The sequence below is a fragment of the Methylopila henanensis genome, assembly GCF_042681025.1.
Classification (GTDB): domain Bacteria; phylum Pseudomonadota; class Alphaproteobacteria; order Rhizobiales; family Methylopilaceae; genus Methylopila; species Methylopila henanensis.
The window spans coordinates 166,456-186,883 of record NZ_JBHUER010000008.1 but is presented as its reverse complement, the minus strand read 5'-3'; the positions used below and the strand labels follow the sequence as shown (position 1 = coordinate 186,883).

The window sequence follows — 20,428 nt, the reverse complement described above, 5'->3', positions numbered from 1 at the left end:
TGCCTTTTTCAGGCCGTCCGCCCGTCGGGGCGTTGCAGGCGCGTCCGGAGCCGCGGAACGGTCCAGTCGAGGAAGGCGCGGACCTTGCGCAGCCGGACGACCGCTTCCGGGTAGACGAGGCTGACCGGCAGCGGGGCGGGCGCGAACTCCTCGAGGATCGGAACGAGAGCCCCTGACTCAAGTTCCGCTTCGATCTGGTAGGAGATCACGCGAAGGACGCCGAGGCCCGCCACGGCCGCCGCGACCGCGGCCTCGGTCGAGTTCACGGCGAGGCGCGTGCGCGGTTCCGCTGACCAGACCGGGTTGTCGCCGCGGTAGCGCCACTCCGGCGAGGTCTTGAAGCCCCGGAACGTGACGCCGTCATGGGCCGGGAGGTCGTCCGGCGCCGCCGGCGTCCCGCGTCTCGCGAGATAGGCGGGGCTGGCGCAGGCCACCCTGCGCACCTCGCCCACTTTCGTCGCCCGGAGATCGCTGTCGACCAGATGTCCGATGCGGACGGCGACGTCGATCCGCTCCTCGATCAGGTTCACCTGGCGATCGTAGAGGTGCAGCCGGACGCCGATCTCCCGCTGCTCCTTCAGGAAGTCGACCGCGATCGGCAGCAGGTGCGTCCGCCCGAACACGCTGGGCGCGGTCACGTCGAGTTCGCCCCGGGGGGCGCTGCGCTCGCCCGCGGCGTCGCGTTCGGCCTCCTCGACCTGCTCCAGAATGCGCCTTGCGGCCTCGACATAGGCCCGGCCGGCGTCGGTGAGCTGGACGCGGCGGCTGGTCCGCACCAGAAGCTGCGTCCGCACATGCTTCTCGAGCTCGGCGACCTTGCGGCTCACGGTGGCGAGGGGCGCCCGCAGGCGCCGGGAAGCCGCCGAAAGGCTGCCCTCCTCGACGACGGCGAGCAGCACCGACATGGCCTCGAGCCGATCCATTCCTGCCTTCCATAAATCGAGAGGAAGCATCCCTGAACCGGAGGATATTGCCGCGCGGCAAGAGGGTCTAGGTCTGTCCTCAGCCGAGCCGCAGGAGCCGATCAGGACGAAGGGTTCGGCCTCCCAACTGGAGGTGTCCCATGTCGTTTTCGCTCTCTCGCCGGGCTTTGGCCCTCGGCCTTTCCGGCGCCGCCCTCGGCGCCGTCGCGCGGCCCCATGCGTCCCTCGCCGCGAACCCGCCGCCCGCGACCGCGCCGGCGCCGCTCGCGCAGATCAGGATCGGCCGGTTCACCGTCACGGCGCTGACGGACGGCTATGCGGACATGCCCTTCTCCTACTTCCCCGGACGGACGGCCGCTCAGGTCGAGGCGGAAGCCAAGGCGCAGTTCACCGCCCGGCCGGGCGGTGTGCGCTTCCTGTTCAACCAGTATCTGGTCGAGGACGGCGCGAGCCGCATTCTGATCGACGCCGGGCCGGCGGGCTCGATCGGCGAGACCGGGCGCCTCCCCGAGGCGCTCGCCGCGCGCGGTCTGCGGCCGGACCAGATCGACGCCGTGATCGTGACCCACATGCATCAGGACCACATGGGCGGGCTCGTGGCGGGCGGACAGCGCCGCTTTCCGAACGCCGAGGTCTATGTCGACCGGCGCGACGTCGTTCACTGGACCGACCCGGCGAAGCGGGCCGGCGCGCCCGACTACCTCCAGACCAGCTTCCGGTTCGCGTCGGACCTCGTGCGGCTCTATCCCAAGCTCCAGGCGACGCAGGGCGATCACGAGATCATGCGGGGCCTCTCGCTCGTGGACCTGACGGGCCACACCCCCGGCCATATCGGCGTGCGGATCGAGGACGGGTCCAGGAGCCTGATCATGGTCTCGGACATGATCTTTCCCGTGGTCCATCCGGGGATGGGCGCCGACGTGAACTTCCTGTTCGAGCAGGACCGGCCGGCCGCCGAGGCCATGCGCGCCCGCTTCTTCCCGCGCGCGGCCGAGGAGGGAGCGCTCATCGCGGCGACGCATATGCCGTTCCCCGGCCTTGGCCGGATCGTCTCCGATCGGGGCCGCCTGCGCTGGTCCGTCGCCGATTGGGCCTATCAGGACTAGGCCGAAGGAAGCTGAGATGATCCACAAATGGCTTCAGCTCGCGTCCACGCCCTCCGTGAGGGCGGCGCGCGAGCGCTATGGCGGCGCGGCGCAATACGCCCGCCTGGACGGAACGCGGGACACGGACGGCCTGGTCCGCAACGACCGGCTCGGAGAGGCGGAACGAGCCTTCATCGCGGAACGCGACGGGTTCTATCTCGCCTCGGTCTCCGAGACCGGCTGGCCCTATGTCCAGTACCGGGGCGGGCCGGCGGGGTTCCTGCAGGCGCAGGACGAGCGCACGCTGGGCTTCGCGGATTTTCGCGGCAACCGGCAATACGTCACGGTAGGCAACGTCGCCGTCAACGATCGGGTGTCGCTCTTCCTGATGGACTACGCCCATCAACGGCGGCTCAAGATTTTCGGCCGCCTGCAGATGGTCGACGAGGTCCGGGATCCGGAACGCGAGGCGACCGCCGCGGCCGAAGGCCGGGGACCGGTGACCGAACGCCGGGCGATCGTTCGTGTCGAGGCTTTCGACTGGAATTGCCCGCAGCACATCACGCCGCGCTTCACGGTGGAGGAGCTGGAGCGGGCGATCGCTCCCGCGCGCGAAGAGATCGAGCGCCTGCGCGCGGAGAACGAGCGTCTGCGCCGCCTGCTCTCCGGGGCGGGCCGCTGACCGGCTCGCCTTCGAGACAGTTCGCCGGCCCGCCGGGCCTCGTCCTGCTCTTCGTCACGCGTCTGTCAGCGCGCCGTCCACGCCATAACGGAACGATGCCTGGCGTCGCCGGAACGGGGAGATCGCGTCATGCGCGGGACGATCGTCGGACTGGGCTCGCATGCGCCCTCGGGGCGTCGGCGCCGGCACGACGCGTGCGGGCCGCCGTGCGAGGCCGAACGGCGCCGGCCGGAAGCGGGGTATGGGGCCGACCTCGTAAGCCATCGTCTTGGATTCCTCCTGCGGGCCGCGCGGACAGGGGCCAGCGCGCCGGCGGAGATTTCCGCGGCGTCGCAAGGCGTTTTTCTCTGAACGCGTGAATGCGGACATCTCAGGAGACAGGGGCGCCGGGCCACCGTTCACTCCGTAGTCTTCGGAAAACCGGTCGCCCGGCGCCCCCGCACGGCGTTTTCGCGACGGTCGCATGCCTGCTCTCCGGCGGCGGACGCGGGGAACTCCGAAAAGCTCCGAAGCGTCCGTCCGCCTTAAGGCGCCTCTGTCTAGGCGCGGCCCCGTCATAATGCAGGGCGGGCGGCTTTTCGCGAGGTTCGGACGACGCGCGGGCTAAAAACCCGCGAAGCGTCCGCAAACCTGCGCTGCGACCGACGTCCCGGGACGCGGGCCGCCGGAAAGGCCCACGGCGCAGGCGCCGCCCTATCCCCCACGCGGACGACCGGTTCCGGCCACGCCTCCTGATGGGAGAAGGTCCTGCGATCATGCAGGGATTTTAGGCTCGTGTAAAGAAAAAAATCCTATGTCGCGGTATGACGTCGAGCCGGAGGCGCTTCTAATGTGCGCTAGGGGCAGACCTTGCCATGTGCGTACCTAAACGTCCCCGTATCGGGCCGGCAGCAGACTGGCCAATTCAATTACCATTGTACCGATAGCCACCACTCTGCAGCCGACCCATTTCCATCTGTCATTCCTTCCCTTGCAGGGCGACGGTTTTGCGCCCTGTTGCAGGGGCAGCGATGGCGTCTATGATGGAGAACCGATGCCGGAAACTCACGGTTGCGACGGTCGTTGAGCGGCCTTGCGTTCTGCAAAAGGAACCTAGGCAGAGGCCTTCGCGGTGGTGCGATTACCTCTGAGTCTCCTGTTCTTCGGGCGGAAATTTCAGAAGCTGACGGATCTTGTTTTTCACCTCATCCGCTAAGTCGATCTCATTCAGAGATACGTTCCTTCCGCCAACATAGTGGTGGGCTCCGAATAATTTCTCTTGAATCTTGATGGCCGTCTCTGAATCCACATCAAGGACTTCGGCGAGAGCTTGAAAGGATAGGCTTTCGCCGGGCCATTTAATATCTTTTTTGCCAGCGAGGACGGAGAGTGTAGTCTTAGATAGGTTTAAACCCGAAGGATGAAACGCTCTTTCCCGAATCTCATGAATATCACGAGCCAATTCAGAAATCCTGCGCTCCAATTTTTCGATATTTTTTACGCCAGAATCGAGCAATTTCTCCGTTGTAGATCTTAAAGTGATCGTGCTGTCAAAATCTTTTAAATAATATGTATAGTATTTTCGATGTACATTTTCATCAAAATCTGCATAATGCAATGTTAGATGCATTCGATCGCCGAGTTTTTCTTGGAAAAAATCGAAGCTAGCGCCCAGAAAGGTGCGTCTCTCTCCAGGATGGACAATGCGGAAAGGCTCCGTATAGGGGCGACCTAGCCCCGGTGACCAGATTTTTGCGATGGTGCTGTTTTCTATGCCATCAATCTGGATCCAGACATTGAAGACTGCGCCAATCCCTTCGTTAGAAATAACGAATGATATTTCACCGCCCTGAAACAAAACGGAAAGACTTGCTCCGCTTGCGATGGCTGCAACGCGTCTGCGAATGTCATCGATCTCGAAGGCTAGTAGCGGATCGACGCGAAACAGCCGGCGCGCATAGTACCGTTTATCTGCAGATTGATGTGGTGCATTCAATGACGGCGGAACGTCGATGACTAGGAGATGGCCGCCGCTGGCTTCGATCCTAGTAATTGCGAAATTGAGGCTTGGCGTGATGCGGGAGAGAAGACCGTCCTCAATCCACGCTTCGTTCTTTTTAGCATCCCCGATAGGTGCAATCATCGCGATCCGCCGATCGCTATCTTCCTCGACGCCAATGATGAGAACGCCGCCGATACTGTTTGCTAGAGCAGTGATTTCTCTTGAGAGGGCTTCAAATATCCTATCATTCTTCTGGTCTAATAGACGAGATGATTTGAATTCCAGCGTGGCATTCTCAGAATCGCCACGGTCTCGCATTTCGACAATATGTTCTAACGTTTGTGGGACGAAATAGGACATGTGCAACATCTCGTTTCTGTTAAGTCACCTGAAGCGTAGATCGTCAAGCTGTATTCGAGGAGTGCCCGGCTTCATTCTGTGCGTAGAATTATTGATATGTATCAAGATGGACGGTGCTTAGTCGGGAGCCGCAGGCGACGCGCGCAGCGCGCATTGCATGATAGCGACACATCGATGACATGCACCGCGAAATCGTTTCTGAGAATAGGCTGCGTGGCCTACGGGATAATCCAAGGGTGTTTATCCTCACCTCATCGAGGGCGTCCATGCTCGGCGGAGCCGGGCATCCACGCCTTACTGGGAACGTAGCACTCGACGTTCAAGTAGTAGAACCCGGCTTCGCCGGGCATGACGGCGGCGGCGGTGGGGAATGCGCGCGGTAGCCGTTCCGGCCGTCCGGTCGGGCGCGCCGCGACGGCGTGCGTCTCACGCCCCCGTCACGCATCTGTCAGCGCGCGCGGCTAGCGTCCCGGCCATAACGGGGCGGCGCCCGAGGGCGCGGAAGCGGGGAGATGCGGCATGCGCGGGACGATCGTGGGACTGGGGCTCGCCTTCGCCCTCGGGGCGTCGGCGCTGCTCGGCGCGGGCGGGGCGGCGGCTCAGGTGGAGGCGCGGGCGGCCGGCGGCGCCGGCGCCAACGTGCAGGTCGGGCCGCGGCCGTTCTTCCTGATCGAGGACATGGCCAACAGCGCGCTCAAGCGCCGGCTGCAGCGCTGCGAGGGGAACCGGCTGCGGCCGAGCGACTTCTCCATCGGCCATCGCGGCGCGCCGCTGCAGTTTCCCGAGCACACCCGCGAGTCCTATGTCGCTGCGGCGCGCATGGGCGCCGGCGTGCTGGAATGCGACGTCGCCTTCACCAAGGACCTGGAGCTCGTCTGCCGCCACGCGCAGAACGACCTGCACACCACCACCAACATCCTGCTGACGCCGCTGGCTTCGAAATGCACGAAACCGTTCACGCCGGCCGTGCTGGGGCCGGACGGCGCGGTGGTGACGCCGGCGAGCGCGGAGTGCCGCACCAGCGACATCACGCTGGCCGAGTTCCGCACGCTGCGCGGCAAGATGGACGCCTTCGACCGCGGCGCCCGGACGGCCGAAGAGTTCGTCGGCGGCACGCCGGCCTGGCGCACCGATCTCTATTCCGGCCCGACCAGCGGCCATCTGATGACGCATCGCGAGAGCATCGAGCTGTTCAAGGAACTGGGCGTGAAGATGACGCCGGAGCTCAAGAGCCCGGTGGTTCCGATGCCGTTCCGCGGCTTCACGCAGGAAGCCTACGCGCAGAAGCTGATCGACGAGTACCGGGCGGCGGGGGTTCGGCCGCGGGACGTGTTCCCGCAGTCCTTCGACAGGAACGACGTGCTGTACTGGATCCGCAACGAGCCCGCCTTCGGCCGGCAGGCGGTCTATCTCGACGACGCCAACACGGTCGCCGACCTGCCGGGTGCGGCCGAGCTCGAGGGCTACCGCCGTGAGGGCATCCGCATCTGGGCGCCGCCGGTGTTCGCGCTGCTCGACGTGAACGGGCGCAACGAGATCGTCGCCTCGCGCGCGGCCAAAAACGCGAAGGCGGCGGGCCTCGAGATCATCGCCTGGTCGCTGGAGCGCTCGGGCCGGCTCGCGGACCTCGACGGCGACTTCTACTACCAGACGATCGAGAAGGCGGTCAGCCGCGAGGGCGACCTGATGCGCGTGATCGACGCGCTCGCCCGCGACGTCGGCGTGCGCGCCATCTTTTCGGACTGGCCGGCGCCGGTCACCTATTACGCTAACTGCATGAACATCCGCTGAGGCGCGGACTCGCCGCGCCGCCGGCGCGCCCCATGTCTCCGTGACGTCCCTCCGGAGACCTTGGCCCATGCGCGTCGGCGGCGTCTGTCTCGTGGTTTTCGCGCTGGGCGTCCCGCCCGCGCTTGCGGCCGATCCGCCGGAGCGTGGGTTTCGCGAGCGCCCCGTCGAGCGTCTCCGGGTCTCGCGCGCGGCGGAGGCCTATTACGGCCCGCAGGTCGCGCTGCCGGGCTCGGCGGACCAGATCGTCGTCACCCGCGGGCCGCGGCTGCTGCTGGAGGACGACGGGACCGGCCTGTTCCCGCCGGAGTTCACGTCGCGCCGGCTGCCGTCGCGGGTCCGCCGCGTGCGCGTCAACGCCGACGTTCCCCTCTACGAGGCCCATGAGTCTCAGGAGGCGGAGCCGCGCCGCGGCCGGCGCTGAGGCCGGTCAGCCGCGCGCGCGGATCGCGGCCTGAGCGCGGGCGATCAGCCCGGGATAGCGCTTGCCGGGATACCACGGCTGCTTGCCGATCTCGGCGAAGGCGGGGATCGTCTCCATGTGCCGCGCCATGCGGGCGCGCATCGCGGCGTCGGGCAGCGGCCCATGCAGCGCGGTCATGTTCTCGGAGGCGTGCTCCGGGTCCGAGGTCGCGGGGATGACGCAGGTCACGGCCGGGTGGCCAAGCACCCATTTGAGGAAGAACGCCGCCCAGGTCGCGGCGCCGATGTCGCGCGCGAAGGCGGGCAGGGGCTGGCCCTCCACCGCCTTGAACAGCCGCGCCTTTTCGAACGGCATGTTCACGAGCACGGCGCAGCCGCGGGCCTCGGCCTCCTTCAGCACGGTCTCCTCCGCGGCGCGGTTGAAGATCGAGTAGTTCACCTGCACGACGTCGAGCTTGCCGCGGGCGATCCAGCTCGCGAGCACCGCGTGATGGGGGTTCTCGTAATGGGTCGCGCCGACGTAGCGGATGCGGCCCTCCTTCTTCCACGCCTGCATCAGCGGGATCATGACCTCGGCGTTGACGAGGCTGTGGCACTGCATCAGGTCGATCTTGTCGCGCCACAGCCGGCCGAGGCTCTGGTCGAGGCTGCGGACCGCGTGGCTGTCGTCGGCGAGGAACTCGCCGGTCGACCACAGCTTGTTGGCGACGAAGGCCTGCTGGTTGGCGCCGATCGCGATCAGGGCGTCGCCGGTGGTGATTTCGCCGGCTCCGTAGAGCGGGGAGGTGTCGACCACGCGTCCGCCCGCCTCCCAGAAGCGCTTCGTGACCTCGAACAGGTGGTCGCGCTTCTGCCCGGGCGTCAGGTCGAAGGCGAGGAAGGTGCCGAGTCCGACCGCGGGAATCTCCTCGCCCGAGGAGGGGATGCGCCGCGTCAGCGCCGGCTCTGCGGCGCTTTGGGCCGCGGCGGGGGACGCGGTCAGCGTGGCGGGCGCGGCGACCGTCGCCGCCGCAAGCGCGGCGGCGGAGCCTCCGAGAAAGGCGCGGCGGTTCGGGGCGAGCGGGCGGGGGGCCATGGGCTTGATCCTCGGGATGTTCGGCGAGCCCGCCCGAACTAGACTATTGTCGGACGCCGCCGCGCGCGCGATCCTGACCGGGCAGTCGCGATCCTGACGGAATCCGCAGGCGCGTCCGAGGGCTTGCGCTGATCATGGGCCATACGACGATGTACCGTCGCGTTCACGAGCCGGAAGCCTCCGACCGCCGCAGCGCCGTGTGGCCCGGCGGGCGGTTCGACGCCGGCCGGCGCGCCCTGACGCGCTCGGTCGAGGGCGTGACCCGCTCGGCCGACCTCATCCTGCTGGTGACGCTGCGGGGCGGCGCGCGGCGGCTCGAGGTGCGCTCGGACTGCGGTCACCGCTACGACGGGACGGACTTCGCGGGCGCGGTGTCGCTGGCGCCGCCGGACTGCGAACGCCGGATCAGGCTTCAGGACGTGGAGGCCGAATGGGCGTCGGTCGCACTGGCGCCCTCGGTTTTCGAGGGCCGGCCGCCGGTTTTCGCGCCGTTCAGCAATGCGGACGACCCCTTTGTGCGCGCGCTGGTCTGCGAGCTGGATCGCGCGCAGCAGTCAGCCGGCGTTCTCGATCCCGCCTATGGCGAGACGTTGGCCTATGCTCTCGGCCGCTACATGACGAGCCGCTACGCCGCGGCGCCCGCCCAGGCCGCGTCACGGCTCGCCGCGTGGCGGCTGAAGCGGGTGACGGCCTTCGTCGAGGCCCATCTCCACCGTCCGGTCGCGATCGCGGAGCTTGCGGCGATCGCCGAGATGTCGTCCGGCCATTTCCACCGGGTGTTCCGCGAAACCACGGGAGTCTCGCCGCTGGGCTTCGTCACCGCGCGCCGGATCGCGCGCGCGGAGGCGCTGCTGCGCGGGGGCGCCGACGTCGTCGAGGCGGCCGCGGCGGTCGGCTTCACAAGCCCGAGCCATTTCGCCCGCCTGTTCCGCCGCATGACCGGCCGCCCGCCGTCCGAGGCGCGGCGGAAATAGCGCTTCCTACGCGGCCGTCAGCAAGGGAGGCGCCTCGGCTGCCGTCGCAGGTTCGGCCGACATGTCGCCCCTCGCCGGCGCGCCGGCGCGGCCGGTGATGCTCGCGAAGCTCTCGATCGGACCCGGGCGGCCGAACAGGTAGCCCTGCGCGCCGGCGCAGTTTTCCGCGCGAAGAAAGGTCATCTCGGCCTCGGTCTCGACGCCCTCGGCCAGCACCGGCAGGCCGAGCCCTCGGCCGAGGCCCAGCACCGAACGCACGATCGCCGCCGCCTGCGGGTTGCCATCGACCGACTTCACGAAGGACGCGTCGATCTTGATCTTGTCGAAGGGGAAGGCGCGGAGGTTGGAGAGCGACGAGTAGCCCGTGCCGAAATCGTCCATGGCGATGCGCACGCCGAGCGCCTTCAGCCGCCGCAAGGTGTTGAGCGCGCGCGGCAGGTCGCGGATGAGCGCGGTCTCGGTGACCTCGAGCTCCAGCCGCGCGGCGGGCAGCCCGCTTTCGTACAGCGCGCGGCGCGCCTGCTCCCAGAAGGACGTTGAGTGCAGTTGCACGGCCGAGACGTTGACCGCGATGGTCAGCGGGTTCGTCCATCGCGCCGCCTCGATGCAAGCGTGGCGCAGCACCCATTCCCCGATGTCGAGGATGGCGCCGCTCTCCTCGGCGAGCGGGATGAACAAGGCGGGCGAGACCGACCCGCGGACAGGATGGCTCCAGCGGGCGAGCGCCTCGAACCCGATGACCGCGCCGGAGGCGACATCCAGCTGCGGCTGGAAGGCGAGCGCGATCTCGCCTCGCCCGATCGCGCCGCGCAGTTCGTGCTCCAGCAGGCGCCGGTCGTGCAGCTCGGCGCTCATCGAGGACTCGAAGACGCAACAGCGTCCGCGGCCCTCGTGCTTGGCGCGGTAGAGCGCCATGTCGGCGTAGGACAGCAGTGTCTCGCGTTCGCCGCTGTCTTGCGGGAAGATCGCGACGCCGACGCTGAGGCCGATCGAGGTCTCGCGCGGCGCGTCGGGCTGGCCGTTGGCGCGCCGGATGATGGCGCGGGCGAGCGCCTCCGCGTCCTCGCCGTTCTCGATCGCGGCGAAGACGGCGAACTCGTCGCCGCCGACCCGCGCCACGCAGTCCCCCGCGGCGACCGAGCCGCGCAGGATGTCGGCCACCTGGCGCAGAACGGCGTCACCGGCGGCGTGACCGAACAGGTCGTTGACGTCCTTGAAGCGGTCGAGGTCGATGCACAGCACCGCGATCCGGCGACCGGACTCCTTTGCGGCCTCGATCGCGCGGTCGAGACGCTCATGGAAGGCGGGGCGGTTGGCGATCCCGGTGAGCGGGTCGTGATGCGCCAGGAAATAGATGTCGCGTTCCGCCTTCCGACGGGCGCGCAGGTCGCGAACCGCCACGGCGATAAGCGGCTTCACCGCGCCGTCCAGCTTTCGGGACACGATCTCGACCGGGACGCCGACGCCCCCGGGCCCGAGCATGTCGCCCTCGACGGGGGCGCCGGCGACGATCGCCGCCGCGTCGATCCCCGGCAGGTAAGCCGCGAGCTTCTGGCCCGCGAGGGCGTCGGTTGAAACGCCGGACAGCGCTGCGAAGGTCTCGTTGGCGTTGACGATCACGCCGTTGCGCACCACCAGAAGGCCCTCGACCGCGGCGTTCGACAGGCTGCGCATCCGCTCGCCCTCGCGCTGCGCCCGGCGCAGGTCACGGACGTCGAGCGCGAGCGCCGCCGAGGCCAGCAGCAGGATGAACAGGCTCGCGGTCGCCACCGCCGCCGCGATCCAGCTCGTGGGCAGCGAGTTCGCCGGGATCACGATCGCCGGATCCGGCGTGATCACGAGCGCGCCCATCGCCGTGAAGTGGAGCGAGCAGATCGCGAGCACGAGCAGGCCGGCGGCGCAAAGCTCTTCGCGGGCGTCGCGCTTGTCGCTGCGGAGCGCGATCGCGAACGCCGCGGAGCCGAGCGCCGCGCCGAGGCCGATCGCCCAGGCCACGAGCCCGATGTCCCAAGCGATCCGGCCCGCGATCTCGAAGGCGGCCATGCCGGTGAAATGCATGGCGGCGACGCCGCCGCCGACGATAGCGCCGCCGGTCCAGGCGTGGACGCCGCGCCAGCTCGCGACCGCCAGCCCGACGCCGGTCGCGCCGATCGCGAGCGCGAGCGACGTGGCGGTGAGCGAGATGTCGTAGCCGCTCGGCATGCCGGGCGAGAAGGCGAGCATGGCGACGAAATGCGTGGCCCAGACGCCGAAGCCGCCGGCGATCGCCGCCACGCCGAGCCAGACGGCGTGCGTGCGGCCTTTCTGGAGCAGCGCATGCCGCAGCAGCCTGATGGTCGCCAACGCGGCGACCGTGCAGATCAGAGCGGCGAGGACGACCAGTCCGAAATCATGGTCCTGCACAAAGCAGCCAATGACCTTGAGCATGCGGCGACCTGGAGGGGTATGGCGATGTTATCGCAAACTACCCCGCAGTCCCTGAAGAAAGTGTTGTTGCACGGAGGGTTGCGCCGATGACGGCGCAGGTTGACCGGGCGGCCTTCGGGAAAAGGCCCGCGACGCGACATGTGGGAGGCCCGAGGCGCGAGCCCGGCCTGCTCAGTCGAACAGGCTCGAGACGCTTTCTTCCGACGAGGTGCGGGCGATCGCCTCGCCGATCAGCGTCGCGATCGAGACGACGCGGATGTTCTTCGCCACCCGCACCGCCTCGGTGGCGAGGATGGAGTCGGTGACGACCATCTCCTTGATGCGGCTCGCGGTGATGCGCGCCACCGCGCCGCCCGAGAGCACGCCGTGGGTCAGGTAGGCGTAGACCTCCTTGGCGCCCTGCGCGATCAGCGCGTCGGCGGCGTTCACCAGCGTGCCGCCGGAATCGACGATGTCGTCGACCAGGATGCAGGAGTGGCCCTCGACGTCGCCGATTACGTTCATCACCTCGCTCTCGCCGGCGCGCTCGCGGCGCTTGTCGACGATGGCGAGCTGGGCGCCGATGCGCTTGGCGATGGCGCGGGCGCGCACCACGCCGCCCACGTCCGGCGACACCACCATGACGTTCTCGAGCGCGAGCCGCTCCTTGATGTCGCGCACGATCACGGGCGCGGCGAACAGGTTGTCGGTCGGGATGTCGAAGAAGCCCTGGATCTGGCCGGCGTGCAGGTCGAGCGTCATCACCCGGTCGGCGCCGGCCTGGGTGATCATGTTGGCCACGAGTTTGGCCGAGATCGGAGTGCGGCCGGAGGAGCGCCGGTCCTGCCGGGCGTAGCCGAAATAGGGCATCACCGCCGTGATGCGGCGCGCCGAAGAGCGGCGCAGCGCGTCGATGATGATCAGCAGCTCCATCAGGTGGTCGTTCGCCGGGAACGAGGTCGACTGGACGACGAACACGTCTTCGCCGCGCACGTTCTCGAGAATCTCGACGAACACTTCCATGTCCGCGAAGCGGCGCACGTTGCAGCGGGTCAGCGGGGTCGCGAGATACGCCGCGATGGCTTCGGCGAGCGCGCGATTGGAGTTGCCGGCGACGACCTTCATTCCGTTGCTACCCTGATCAAGCGCCCGGTCATCACGCGGCCGGGAGGCCGGAAAAACGTGCGGCTCTTAACAACAATTCCAGATGGCCTCAACAGCGGCCGGACTCTTGTGCACGCATGACTACACCGCTCGCGGCGCACGCCGGGTTAACGCGGACGCGTTCAGGCGAGCGCGATCGCGGCGACGAGCCGGCCGTAGTCGGCCTCGCCGCGATGGGTGGCGCGCCGATAGCTGAAGAAGCGCTCCTCGTCGGCGTAGGTGTCGAGGCCGACGTCGTCCACGGTCCCGACGCCCGCCGCCCGGAGCCGCGCCACGATATAGGCCGCGAGGTCGAACAGCGCGTGGCCGGGCTTGCCGGAGGGCTCGAAGAAGCGGGCGTTGTCCTCGTCGGCGGCCACGAAGCGCGCCGTGAACTCGGGCCCGACCTCGTAGCTCGCCTGCCGGATGCAGGGGCCGAGCGCGGCCGTGACCCGCGCCCGCCGCGCGCCGAGCGTCTCCATCGTCGCGAGCGTCGCCTCGGCCACGCCCTTGAACGCGCCCTGCCAGCCGGCATGGGCCGCCGCCACGACGCCGGCCTCGGCGTCCGCGAACAGGATCGGCCCGCAGTCGGCGATCGTCACCGCCGCGGCGAGGCCGGGCGTCGCGGTGACGACGGCGTCGACCCGCGGCGCCTCCTCGCGGCTCCACGGCGCGGTCGCGACCGCGACATTCGCGGAGTGCACCTGCCAGGGCAGCGCCAGCCGGCCGGGCGCGAGGCCGAGCGCGGAGGCCATGCGGGCGCGGTTCTCATGCACGTTGGCCGGGTCGTCCTCGGCGCCGAGCCCGCCGTTCAGGCTCGCGAGCAGGCCGGACGAGACCCCGCCCTGGCGGGTGAAGAAGGCGTGGCGCACGCCGTTCAGGCGGCCGAGCGCTTCGGACTGGACGGTCGGGACGGCTGACGTCATGGGGCTTGCTCCGTCAGGGCCTTAATCGAAGGCGGGGAGGGGACCGAGGCGAGGATCGGCGAAGGCGAGCGCCTTGAACAGCGCGCCCATGGCCTTCGGCGCCCGGTCGGTGAGGCGCAGGACGGCGGCGTCGATCGCCTCCGCCTGCGCCGGAGTCGCGCGGGCTTTGAGCGCCGCGGCGCGGGCGGCGAGGCCGAGCCGCTCCAGCAGATCGGCCTGCGGGAGAAGGGGCGCCACGGCGGCGCCGGCTCCGCGCGCCGCGCGGCCAAGAGCGCCGAAATCCACCTGCGTCGTCAGGTCGGCCTCGCCCGGATCGCGGAGCGGATCGACGAAGCGGTGGCCGCGGACCGCCTGGAGCGTGTCGCCGGCGGAATGGCCCTCGCCATAGTCGATCGCGAGCGCAGCGCCGCCATGGGCCGCCACGTGGGCGCCGATCCGCGTCGCGCCCGCGAGGCCGTCGGGGTTGAGCTCGAGCGTCGCGCCCGCGGGCCGTTCGGGAAGCGTCAGGCCGGCCGGCGGCTCCGCGGCGAGCCCGAAGGCGAGCGCGCCGTCCGCGAGCCCCACCAGCCGCTCGCGCCAGCCGGCCTCTGTCCGCACGAACTGGCGGACGGGCAGCGCGTCGAAGAACTCGTTGGCGAGGACGAGCGCGGGGAGGGGGGCGTCGAGCGCCTCCCAGACCGCCGCGGCCCAGCGGACCGGGACGCCGCTTGGCCCGAGCGCCCTGCGCTGGACCTCGCGCAGCGTCGGGCTGGTCTCCACCAGCGTGACCGCGATCGCCTCGCGGAAGCCGGGCGCGACTTTGGCCGCCCGCAGCGCGTCGGCCATCAGCGTGCCCCGGCCCGGCCCGAGCTCGATCAGCGCGACCCGCGACGGCTCGCCCATGCGCCGCCAGACCTCGGCGCACCACAGCCCCAGCAGCTCGCCGAACATCTGGCTCACCTCCGGCGCGGTCACGAAGTCGCCGCCGGCGCCGAACGGGTCGCGGGTCGCGTAGTAGCCGTGGACGGGGTGGCCGAGGCAGAGCGCCATGTAGCGCGCCACGGTGATCGGCCCGTCCTGCGCGATCGTCGCGACGATCTCGCGGGCGAGCGGCGTCATGCCGGGCGGGGACGCTTCAGCGCGAGGACGATCACGACGAGGCCGAGCGCGAGCATCGGCGCCGACAGCGCCATGCCCATGGTGAAGCCGCCGGGCAGGAAGCCGATCTGCGCGTCCGGCTCCCGGAACTCCTCGCCGATGATGCGGCACACGGCGTAGCCGGCGAGGAAGGCGCCGCCCACGAGGCCGGGCCGCTTCAGCGCGCCGGAGCGCACGAGGATCTGGACGAGAACGAACAGCGCGAGGCCTTCGAGCGCGGCCTGGTAGAGCTGGCTCGGGTGGCGCGGCTCTGGCCCGCCATGCGGGAACACCATCGCCCAGGGAACGTCGGTCACGCGGCCGAACAGCTCGCCGTTGATGAAGTTCGCGAGCCGGCCGAAGAACAGGCCGATCGGCGCGACCGCCGAGGCGAGATCGAAGATCGGCATCGCCGGCAGGCCGCGCGAGCGCGCGAACAGGGCGACGCCCAGCGACGCGCCGACAAGGCCGCCGTGGAAGCTCATGCCGCCGCGCCAGACCTGCAGCGCTTCGAGCGGATTCTCGAGGTAGTAGCCGGGGTTGTAGAACAGCACGTAGCCGATGCGGCCGCCGAGCACGACGCCGAAGGCCACGTAGAGGATGAGGTCGTCGATCTGCTCTGGCGCCGGGCGCCGCACGGCCCCCCACAGCGCGTCGTTTCCGGCGAGGCGCTTGGCGAACCACCAGCCGATCAGCAGCCCCGCCACATAGGCGAGCGCGTACCAGCGGATCGCGATCGGTCCGACCGAGACCAGGACCGGGTCGATCATCGGAAAGGGGATCGCGAACAGCGGCATGGCGGCTCCTGGCGGCGCGCCGTGATGGACGCCGCCGGGCGGAGCGTCAAGGCGCCATCGGCCGCGTCCTCCCGCGCCCGTGGGGCGCGGGCTTGGCGAAACGTCGCCGGGCGGCGCTCACTTCGCCATGAGCGCGTCGATGTCGTCCTGCGCGATGGCGACGCCGCGGTCCTGCGGGCCGTTCAGCATCAGCTCGCGGGCGCGCCGCTCCCGGGCGTCCTCGGCGACGGGTCCGGGTTCGCCGCCGGGATTGACCGCCGCGGCGAAGCGGCCGACGCGCTCCTCGATGTGCTCAAGCGTCTCGATCACGCGGGCGATGCGCTGGCCGGTCAGATCCTGGAACGAGCAGGCCTCGAAGATCGCCATCACCTTGTCGTTGACGACGGAGCGGAACGTGGCGTCGTCCGCGCCGGCGGCCGCGAGGATGTCCTCGGCGCATTCCATGATGGCGTTGGTCGCCTCCTCGGTCGCGACCACGATCGCGCCGAGATGCTCGCCGGCCTTGGGCAGGCGGTCGGTCTGCAGCTCGCCCGCCTGCAGCAGCGCGATCTCGGAGCGCATGCGGGTGATGTAGTCCGCGATGTCGCGCAGCTCCTTGTAGATCGCCGTGTCGATGGTGGCGAAGAAGGCCTGCATCGATTCGGCCGTGATCTCGGCGAGCGCCACCACGTCGCCGAACGAGGTCTCGCCCTCGCGCTTCTGGTCGACATAGGCGCGCACGCGCTCGAACGGCGCCGCCATGGTCTCCCTGGACTTCCCCCTCTGCGTCATTCGCCGAACACCGCGTTGATCTTGGCCTTGAGCGTTTCGGCGTTGAACGGCTTGACGATGTAGTTGTTCACGCCGGCCTTCTTGGCGGCGATAACGTTCTCGGTCTTCGATTCCGCCGTCACCATGATGAAGGGCGTGCGGTTGAGCTTGTCGTCGGCGCGGACCTCGCGCAGCAGCTCGATGCCGGTCATCGGCTCCATGTTCCAGTCGGAGATGACGAGGCCGTAGCGCCGGTCGCGCATCTTGCCGAGCGCCTCGGAGCCGTCGGCGGCCTCGTCCACGTCCTCGAAACCGATCTGCTTCAGCAGGTTGCGGATGATGCGGAGCATGGTCTTGTAGTCGTCCACGATCAGCACCGGCATCGTGTGGTCGAGGGCCATCAGAAAAATCCTTCTTCATGGGGTCGTGGTCCGACCCGGCCGTCGCTTCGCTGGACGCGCGCGAGGACATCCTTCCTGCGCATCGGCCACAGCGGTCAGGATGGCGCCCCGCGGTTGATTTTCGGTTTAACGGCCGCTGGAGCTGCGACAGGACGACGCCGTTCGCCTTAAGCCAAAAGGCGCGTTGCACCGCAGCGAAGCCGGTCGCACAGTGCCGCCGCTTTCGCACCAAGGCCCGACCGCCCATGACAGCCGCCTTCAAGCCTGCGGACATCGCGCCGCAGGATCACGTCGCGCAGATCGCTTTCGAGGACCTGTCGGTCGGCCAGACGGCCGAGATCCGCCACGAGGTATCCGAGGACGGCGTGCGCACCTTCGCGGCGCTGACGGGCGACACCAATCCGATCCATCTGTCGGAGGCCTATGCGGCGAACACCCGCTTCGGCGGCCGCATCGCCCATGGACTCTACACCGCGAGCCTGATCTCGGCGGTGCTCGGCACCCGCCTGCCGGGCCCGGGCGCCGTGTACCTGTCGCAGACCATCAAGTTCCGCGCGCCGGTCCGCATCGGCGACGTGGTCACGACCCAGGTCGAGATCACCGCGCTCGATCCCGGCCGGCAGCGGGTGACGTTCTTCTGCACATGCACCGTCGGCGACAAGGTGGTGCTCGACGGCGAGGCCCAGGTGCTGGTGCCGAGCCGCGACGAGATCGACGCCGAGTTGGCCTGACGTTCTCTTTCGGCGGGCAGGCGCGCCCGGAAGCTCCGGACGCGCCGCCGTTCGCAGGCTTAGCCGATCGCCTTGGTCTCGGCCTCGCCGCGGGTCTTCCACAGCGACACCAGCACGCCGCCCGCGATCAGCGCGAGCGTGACGCCGAGCGAGATCGCCGGGTCGACCTTGCCGAAGAAGTGCGCCCAGAAGATCTTGACGCCGATGAACACCAGCACGAGCGCCAGCGCGTATTTCAGGTAGGCGAAGCGGGCCGCCATCGCCGCGAGCGCGAAGTAGAGCGCGCGCAGGCCGAGCACCGCCATGATGTTCGCCGTGAACACGATGTAGGTGTCGGTGGTGATGGCGAAGATCGCCGGCACCGAGTCGACCGCGAACACCAGGTCGGCGATGTTGATCACGACCAGCGCCAGGAACAGCGGCGTTGTCCACAGCACCAGCTTGCCGGTGACGGGGTGCGGCTGCCGCACGAAGAAGCGCTCGCCGTGCAGCTCCGGCGTCACGCGCATGCGCTTCGACAGCCAGCCCACCGCCTTGTTCTTGGAGAGGTCGGCTTCCTCGTCGCCGGCGAACAGCATCTTCACGCCGGTGAAGGCGAGGAAGGCGCCGAAGACCAGCATGATCCAGTCGTAGTCCTGCACCAGCTTGGCGCCGACGCCGATCATGATTCCGCGCAGCACGAGCACCGCGAGGATGCCCCAGACCAGCGCGCGGTACTGGTAGCGCGCAGGGATCGCGAAGTAGCCGAAGATCAGCGAGATGACGAAGACGTTGTCGATCGAGAGCGCTTTCTCGATCGCATAGCCGGTGTAGTAGTTCATGCCGGCTTCGGGGCCCATCGACCACCAGATGTAGCCGCCGAACGCGACCGCCACCGCGATGTAGAACACCGAGAGCTTCAGGCTCTCGGCGACGCCGAGCTCCTTGCCCTTGCGGTTAAGGACGCCGAGGTCGAAGGCCAGCAGCACGGCGACGAGGCCGAGGAAGGCCAGCCACAGCCAGGCCGGCTTGCCGACGACGTCGGCGGTCAGGAACGACGGGAGGAATTCCATTGCGATCGTGCCCTTGCGGTCGCAGGCGCGCGCACGTCGAGCCGTGACGCTGCGCCCTGTGGTGGAAGCGCAGGTCCGACATCACGACCTCGATGAGGATCGCCAGAGGGGCCCGGACCGTTCTGACGAAAGCGAAGTTAGGCGACGTTTGCTGCGGCGCAAGAGGGCCCACGCAGCCGTGATCGCAGGAGCCGTCCGGCGCGCGGAAACGCGACCTTCCGCCGCTGGGGGGCCGCCGGCCTGCAACCCTTGAGCGGCCGTCATGGCGGCGGTAGGCTGCTCACCAGATGACGTGGAGATGTCAGTGGCCCTGGCCGACGTGGCGCAAGCGCCCGAATTTTCCCCGACCGGAGCCGCGATGAGCGACGCCGCGCTGAAGGGCCGGCAGGCCTACGACCTGCTGCGGCGCGAGATCGTGTCCTGCCGCATCATGCCGGGGGCGCGCGTCACCGAGCCCGAGCTGATGGAGCGGTTCGGGCTCGGCAAGGCGAGCCTGCGGATCGCGCTGCAGCGGCTGGTGCAGGACGGCCTCGTCTCCTCGATGCCGCGCCACGGCTACCGCGTCGCCCCGGTCACGGTGCGCGACGTGGACGAGGTGTTCGCGCTGCGCGCGGTGCTGGAGCCGCTCGCCGCCCGGCTCGCGGCCGGCCGCGTCAACCGCGCGCTGCTGGAGCGGCTGGAGCGCACCTGCCGCGGCGAGATGCCGGGCGACGTCGGCAACCAGATCGACTTCTTCATGGAGGCGAACCGCAGCTTCCACATGGCGATCGCAGCCGCCTCCGGGAACGATCGCCTGTGCCGGACGCTTTCCGGTCTGCTCGACGAGATGACCCGCCTCGTCGCGCTCGGCTTCGGCGTGCAGCGCGTCCGGCCGAACATCGAGAACGACCACACGCTGCTGATCGAGCATCTCGTCGCCGGCGACGCGGACTCCGCGGAGATCGTCGCGCGCCGCCACGTGGAGACGTTCCACGCCATGACCATGGAGAAGGTGCTCGCGAGCATGCGTCACGCCGCGCTGTCGCCGGCGGCGTCGACCCCGGCCGCGACGCTGGGCGCCTGATCGATGGGATCCGTCCGGCTCCGCGGCGTCAGCAAGTGGTTTCCGCGCCGCGAAGGCGAGCCGCTGCACGTGCTGCAGAACGTCGACCTCGACGCGCCGGACCGGTCGATCGTGGCGATCGTCGGCGCCTCCGGCAGCGGCAAGAGCACGATCCTCAACATCGTCGCCGGCCTCGTCCGGCCGGACGCCGGCGAGGTCTATCTCAACGGCGTCCCGGCCGAGGCGTTCAAGGACTGGCGGTCGATGACCTACATGTTCCAGGACGACCGCCTGCTGCCGTGGCGCACCGCGGCGCAGAACGTGTCGTTCGGCCTGGAGGCCGGCGGGGTCGGCCGCGCAGAGCGGCGCGAGCGGGTGGCCGAGACGCTGGAGCTCGTCGGCCTCACCGGCTTCGCCGACGCCTATCCGCACGAGCTGTCCGGCGGCATGCGCAGCCGCGTCGCGCTCGCCCGCAGCCTCGTCACCCGGCCGTCGATCCTGCTGATGGACGAGCCGTTCTCGAAGCTCGACCCCTCGATCCGCGCGCAGATGCATGAGGAGGTCCTGCGCATCAAGGAGCTCATGGGCATGACGCTCCTGTTCGTCACCCACGACGTCGAGGAGGCGGTGGTCCTCGCCCACAAGGTGGTGGTGCTGAACCCGCGGCCCGGACGCGTGCGCGAGACCCGGACGATCGATCTGCCCTATCCCCGCGACCCGCTGTCCGCGGAGGTCGCGGAGCAGGCGCGGCTGCTGCGCGGGAGCCTGTGACG

19 protein-coding genes are annotated in these 20,428 nt (G+C 69.1%); 8 read left to right on the top strand and 11 right to left on the bottom strand.

Annotated features, from left to right (window positions below; genetic code table 11):
* Positions 1-8: 8 nt before the first annotated feature.
* Positions 9-923, bottom strand: a complete 915-nt coding sequence (locus tag ACFSCV_RS11390; protein WP_378799702.1) for a LysR family transcriptional regulator — start codon at positions 921-923, stop codon at positions 9-11.
* 140 nt (positions 924-1,063) lie between these two features.
* On the opposite strand from ACFSCV_RS11390, the gene ACFSCV_RS11385 reads away from it, so the two are divergent.
* Both ACFSCV_RS11385 and ACFSCV_RS11380 read left to right on the top strand, forming a co-directional pair.
* A complete protein-coding gene (locus ACFSCV_RS11385) occupies positions 1,064-2,029 on the top strand; it encodes an MBL fold metallo-hydrolase (RefSeq protein ID WP_378799701.1) in 966 nt (321 codons plus the stop codon).
* Between the two features lie 16 nt (positions 2,030-2,045).
* Positions 2,046-2,690 carry a pyridoxamine 5'-phosphate oxidase family protein gene (locus tag ACFSCV_RS11380; protein ID WP_378799700.1) on the top strand — a complete coding sequence of 215 codons (645 nt, stop codon included), beginning with the start codon at positions 2,046-2,048 and terminating at the stop codon, positions 2,688-2,690.
* 1,120 nt (positions 2,691-3,810) lie between these two features.
* Here the strand turns inward: ACFSCV_RS11380 and ACFSCV_RS11375 are convergent.
* Positions 3,811-5,031: an AlbA family DNA-binding domain-containing protein gene (locus ACFSCV_RS11375; protein WP_378799699.1), complete on the bottom strand. Its 1,221-nt coding sequence runs from the start codon at positions 5,029-5,031 to the stop codon at positions 3,811-3,813.
* Between the two features lie 519 nt (positions 5,032-5,550).
* Here ACFSCV_RS11375 and ACFSCV_RS11370 point away from each other — a divergent pair.
* A complete protein-coding gene (locus tag ACFSCV_RS11370; RefSeq protein ID WP_378799698.1) occupies positions 5,551-6,822 on the top strand; it encodes a glycerophosphodiester phosphodiesterase family protein in 1,272 nt (423 codons plus the stop codon).
* A gap of 67 nt (positions 6,823-6,889) precedes the next feature.
* On the top strand, positions 6,890-7,243 hold the full coding sequence (locus ACFSCV_RS11365) for a hypothetical protein (protein WP_378799697.1): 354 nt from the start codon (positions 6,890-6,892) through the stop codon (positions 7,241-7,243).
* Positions 7,244-7,249: 6 nt separating this feature from the next.
* Here the strand turns inward: ACFSCV_RS11365 and ACFSCV_RS11360 are convergent, their stop codons facing one another.
* A complete protein-coding gene (locus ACFSCV_RS11360; RefSeq protein WP_378799696.1) occupies positions 7,250-8,317 on the bottom strand; it encodes an aldo/keto reductase in 1,068 nt (355 codons plus the stop codon).
* Positions 8,318-8,466: 149 nt separating this feature from the next.
* On the opposite strand from ACFSCV_RS11360, the gene ACFSCV_RS11355 reads away from it, so the two are divergent.
* The gene (locus tag ACFSCV_RS11355; RefSeq protein WP_378799695.1) at positions 8,467-9,291 is read left to right on the top strand and encodes a helix-turn-helix domain-containing protein; all 825 of its coding nucleotides are present in this window, start codon (positions 8,467-8,469) and stop codon (positions 9,289-9,291) included.
* Between the two features lie 6 nt (positions 9,292-9,297).
* Here ACFSCV_RS11355 and ACFSCV_RS11350 read toward each other — a convergent pair whose 3' ends face one another.
* The 7 genes from ACFSCV_RS11350 to ACFSCV_RS11320 all read right to left on the bottom strand — a co-directional run bounded on the left by ACFSCV_RS11350 (position 9,298) and on the right by ACFSCV_RS11320 (position 16,830).
* Positions 9,298-11,718, bottom strand: coding sequence for a bifunctional diguanylate cyclase/phosphodiesterase (locus ACFSCV_RS11350; RefSeq protein ID WP_378799694.1), 2,421 nt, complete (start codon positions 11,716-11,718; stop codon positions 9,298-9,300).
* Between the two features lie 171 nt (positions 11,719-11,889).
* A complete protein-coding gene (locus ACFSCV_RS11345; RefSeq protein ID WP_378799693.1) occupies positions 11,890-12,822 on the bottom strand; it encodes a ribose-phosphate pyrophosphokinase in 933 nt (310 codons plus the stop codon).
* Between the two features lie 161 nt (positions 12,823-12,983).
* Entirely contained in the window at positions 12,984-13,766 is a 783-nt protein-coding gene (gene pgeF, locus ACFSCV_RS11340; protein WP_378799692.1) for a peptidoglycan editing factor PgeF, read from the bottom strand.
* A gap of 21 nt (positions 13,767-13,787) precedes the next feature.
* Positions 13,788-14,864, bottom strand: coding sequence for a class I SAM-dependent methyltransferase (locus ACFSCV_RS11335; protein WP_378799691.1), 1,077 nt, complete (start codon positions 14,862-14,864; stop codon positions 13,788-13,790).
* Complete coding sequence (gene lgt, locus ACFSCV_RS11330) at positions 14,861-15,679, bottom strand: prolipoprotein diacylglyceryl transferase (protein ID WP_378799690.1); 819 nt, start codon at positions 15,677-15,679, stop codon at positions 14,861-14,863. The genes ACFSCV_RS11335 and lgt overlap by 4 nt, the downstream gene beginning before the upstream one ends.
* A 117-nt stretch (positions 15,680-15,796) precedes the next feature.
* Positions 15,797-16,450, bottom strand: coding sequence for a protein phosphatase CheZ (locus ACFSCV_RS11325; protein ID WP_378799689.1), 654 nt, complete (start codon positions 16,448-16,450; stop codon positions 15,797-15,799).
* Positions 16,447-16,830 carry a response regulator gene (locus ACFSCV_RS11320; RefSeq protein WP_378799688.1) on the bottom strand — a complete coding sequence of 128 codons (384 nt, stop codon included), beginning with the start codon at positions 16,828-16,830 and terminating at the stop codon, positions 16,447-16,449. The genes ACFSCV_RS11325 and ACFSCV_RS11320 overlap by 4 nt, the downstream gene beginning before the upstream one ends.
* A gap of 245 nt (positions 16,831-17,075) precedes the next feature.
* Between ACFSCV_RS11320 and ACFSCV_RS11315 the strand changes: the two genes are divergently transcribed.
* A complete protein-coding gene (locus tag ACFSCV_RS11315; RefSeq protein ID WP_378799687.1) occupies positions 17,076-17,561 on the top strand; it encodes a MaoC family dehydratase in 486 nt (161 codons plus the stop codon).
* Between the two features lie 59 nt (positions 17,562-17,620).
* On the opposite strand, the gene ACFSCV_RS11310 is transcribed toward ACFSCV_RS11315, so the two are convergent.
* Positions 17,621-18,613 carry a TerC family protein gene (locus ACFSCV_RS11310; RefSeq protein WP_378799686.1) on the bottom strand — a complete coding sequence of 331 codons (993 nt, stop codon included), beginning with the start codon at positions 18,611-18,613 and terminating at the stop codon, positions 17,621-17,623.
* A 358-nt stretch (positions 18,614-18,971) separates the two neighbouring features.
* Between ACFSCV_RS11310 and ACFSCV_RS11305 the strand changes: the two genes are divergently transcribed.
* The gene (locus ACFSCV_RS11305) at positions 18,972-19,676 is read left to right on the top strand and encodes a GntR family transcriptional regulator (RefSeq protein WP_378799685.1); all 705 of its coding nucleotides are present in this window, start codon (positions 18,972-18,974) and stop codon (positions 19,674-19,676) included.
* A 3-nt stretch (positions 19,677-19,679) separates the two neighbouring features.
* Entirely contained in the window at positions 19,680-20,426 is a 747-nt protein-coding gene (locus ACFSCV_RS11300; protein ID WP_378799684.1) for an ABC transporter ATP-binding protein, read from the top strand.
* Positions 20,427-20,428: the final 2 nt, after the last annotated feature.

Bases quoted from the DNA above. Each gene is read 5' to 3' on its own strand.
- ACFSCV_RS11390 (WP_378799702.1), bottom strand. From the start codon at position 923: ATGGATCGGCTCGAGGCCATGTCGGTGCTGCTCGCCGTCGTCGAGGAG.
- ACFSCV_RS11385 (WP_378799701.1), top strand. From the start codon at position 1,064: ATGTCGTTTTCGCTCTCTCGCCGGGCTTTGGCCCTCGGCCTTTCCGGC.
- ACFSCV_RS11380 (WP_378799700.1), top strand. From the start codon at position 2,046: ATGATCCACAAATGGCTTCAGCTCGCGTCCACGCCCTCCGTGAGGGCG.
- ACFSCV_RS11375 (WP_378799699.1), bottom strand. From the start codon at position 5,031: ATGTCCTATTTCGTCCCACAAACGTTAGAACATATTGTCGAAATGCGA.
- ACFSCV_RS11370 (WP_378799698.1), top strand. From the start codon at position 5,551: ATGCGCGGGACGATCGTGGGACTGGGGCTCGCCTTCGCCCTCGGGGCG.
- ACFSCV_RS11365 (WP_378799697.1), top strand. From the start codon at position 6,890: ATGCGCGTCGGCGGCGTCTGTCTCGTGGTTTTCGCGCTGGGCGTCCCG.
- ACFSCV_RS11360 (WP_378799696.1), bottom strand. From the start codon at position 8,317: ATGGCCCCCCGCCCGCTCGCCCCGAACCGCCGCGCCTTTCTCGGAGGC.
- ACFSCV_RS11355 (WP_378799695.1), top strand. From the start codon at position 8,467: ATGTACCGTCGCGTTCACGAGCCGGAAGCCTCCGACCGCCGCAGCGCC.
- ACFSCV_RS11350 (WP_378799694.1), bottom strand. From the start codon at position 11,718: ATGCTCAAGGTCATTGGCTGCTTTGTGCAGGACCATGATTTCGGACTG.
- ACFSCV_RS11345 (WP_378799693.1), bottom strand. From the start codon at position 12,822: ATGAAGGTCGTCGCCGGCAACTCCAATCGCGCGCTCGCCGAAGCCATC.
- pgeF (WP_378799692.1), bottom strand. From the start codon at position 13,766: ATGACGTCAGCCGTCCCGACCGTCCAGTCCGAAGCGCTCGGCCGCCTG.
- ACFSCV_RS11335 (WP_378799691.1), bottom strand. From the start codon at position 14,864: ATGACGCCGCTCGCCCGCGAGATCGTCGCGACGATCGCGCAGGACGGG.
- lgt (WP_378799690.1), bottom strand. From the start codon at position 15,679: ATGCCGCTGTTCGCGATCCCCTTTCCGATGATCGACCCGGTCCTGGTC.
- ACFSCV_RS11325 (WP_378799689.1), bottom strand. From the start codon at position 16,450: ATGACGCAGAGGGGGAAGTCCAGGGAGACCATGGCGGCGCCGTTCGAG.
- ACFSCV_RS11320 (WP_378799688.1), bottom strand. From the start codon at position 16,830: ATGGCCCTCGACCACACGATGCCGGTGCTGATCGTGGACGACTACAAG.
- ACFSCV_RS11315 (WP_378799687.1), top strand. From the start codon at position 17,076: ATGACAGCCGCCTTCAAGCCTGCGGACATCGCGCCGCAGGATCACGTC.
- ACFSCV_RS11310 (WP_378799686.1), bottom strand. From the start codon at position 18,613: ATGGAATTCCTCCCGTCGTTCCTGACCGCCGACGTCGTCGGCAAGCCG.
- ACFSCV_RS11305 (WP_378799685.1), top strand. From the start codon at position 18,972: ATGAGCGACGCCGCGCTGAAGGGCCGGCAGGCCTACGACCTGCTGCGG.
- ACFSCV_RS11300 (WP_378799684.1), top strand. From the start codon at position 19,680: ATGGGATCCGTCCGGCTCCGCGGCGTCAGCAAGTGGTTTCCGCGCCGC.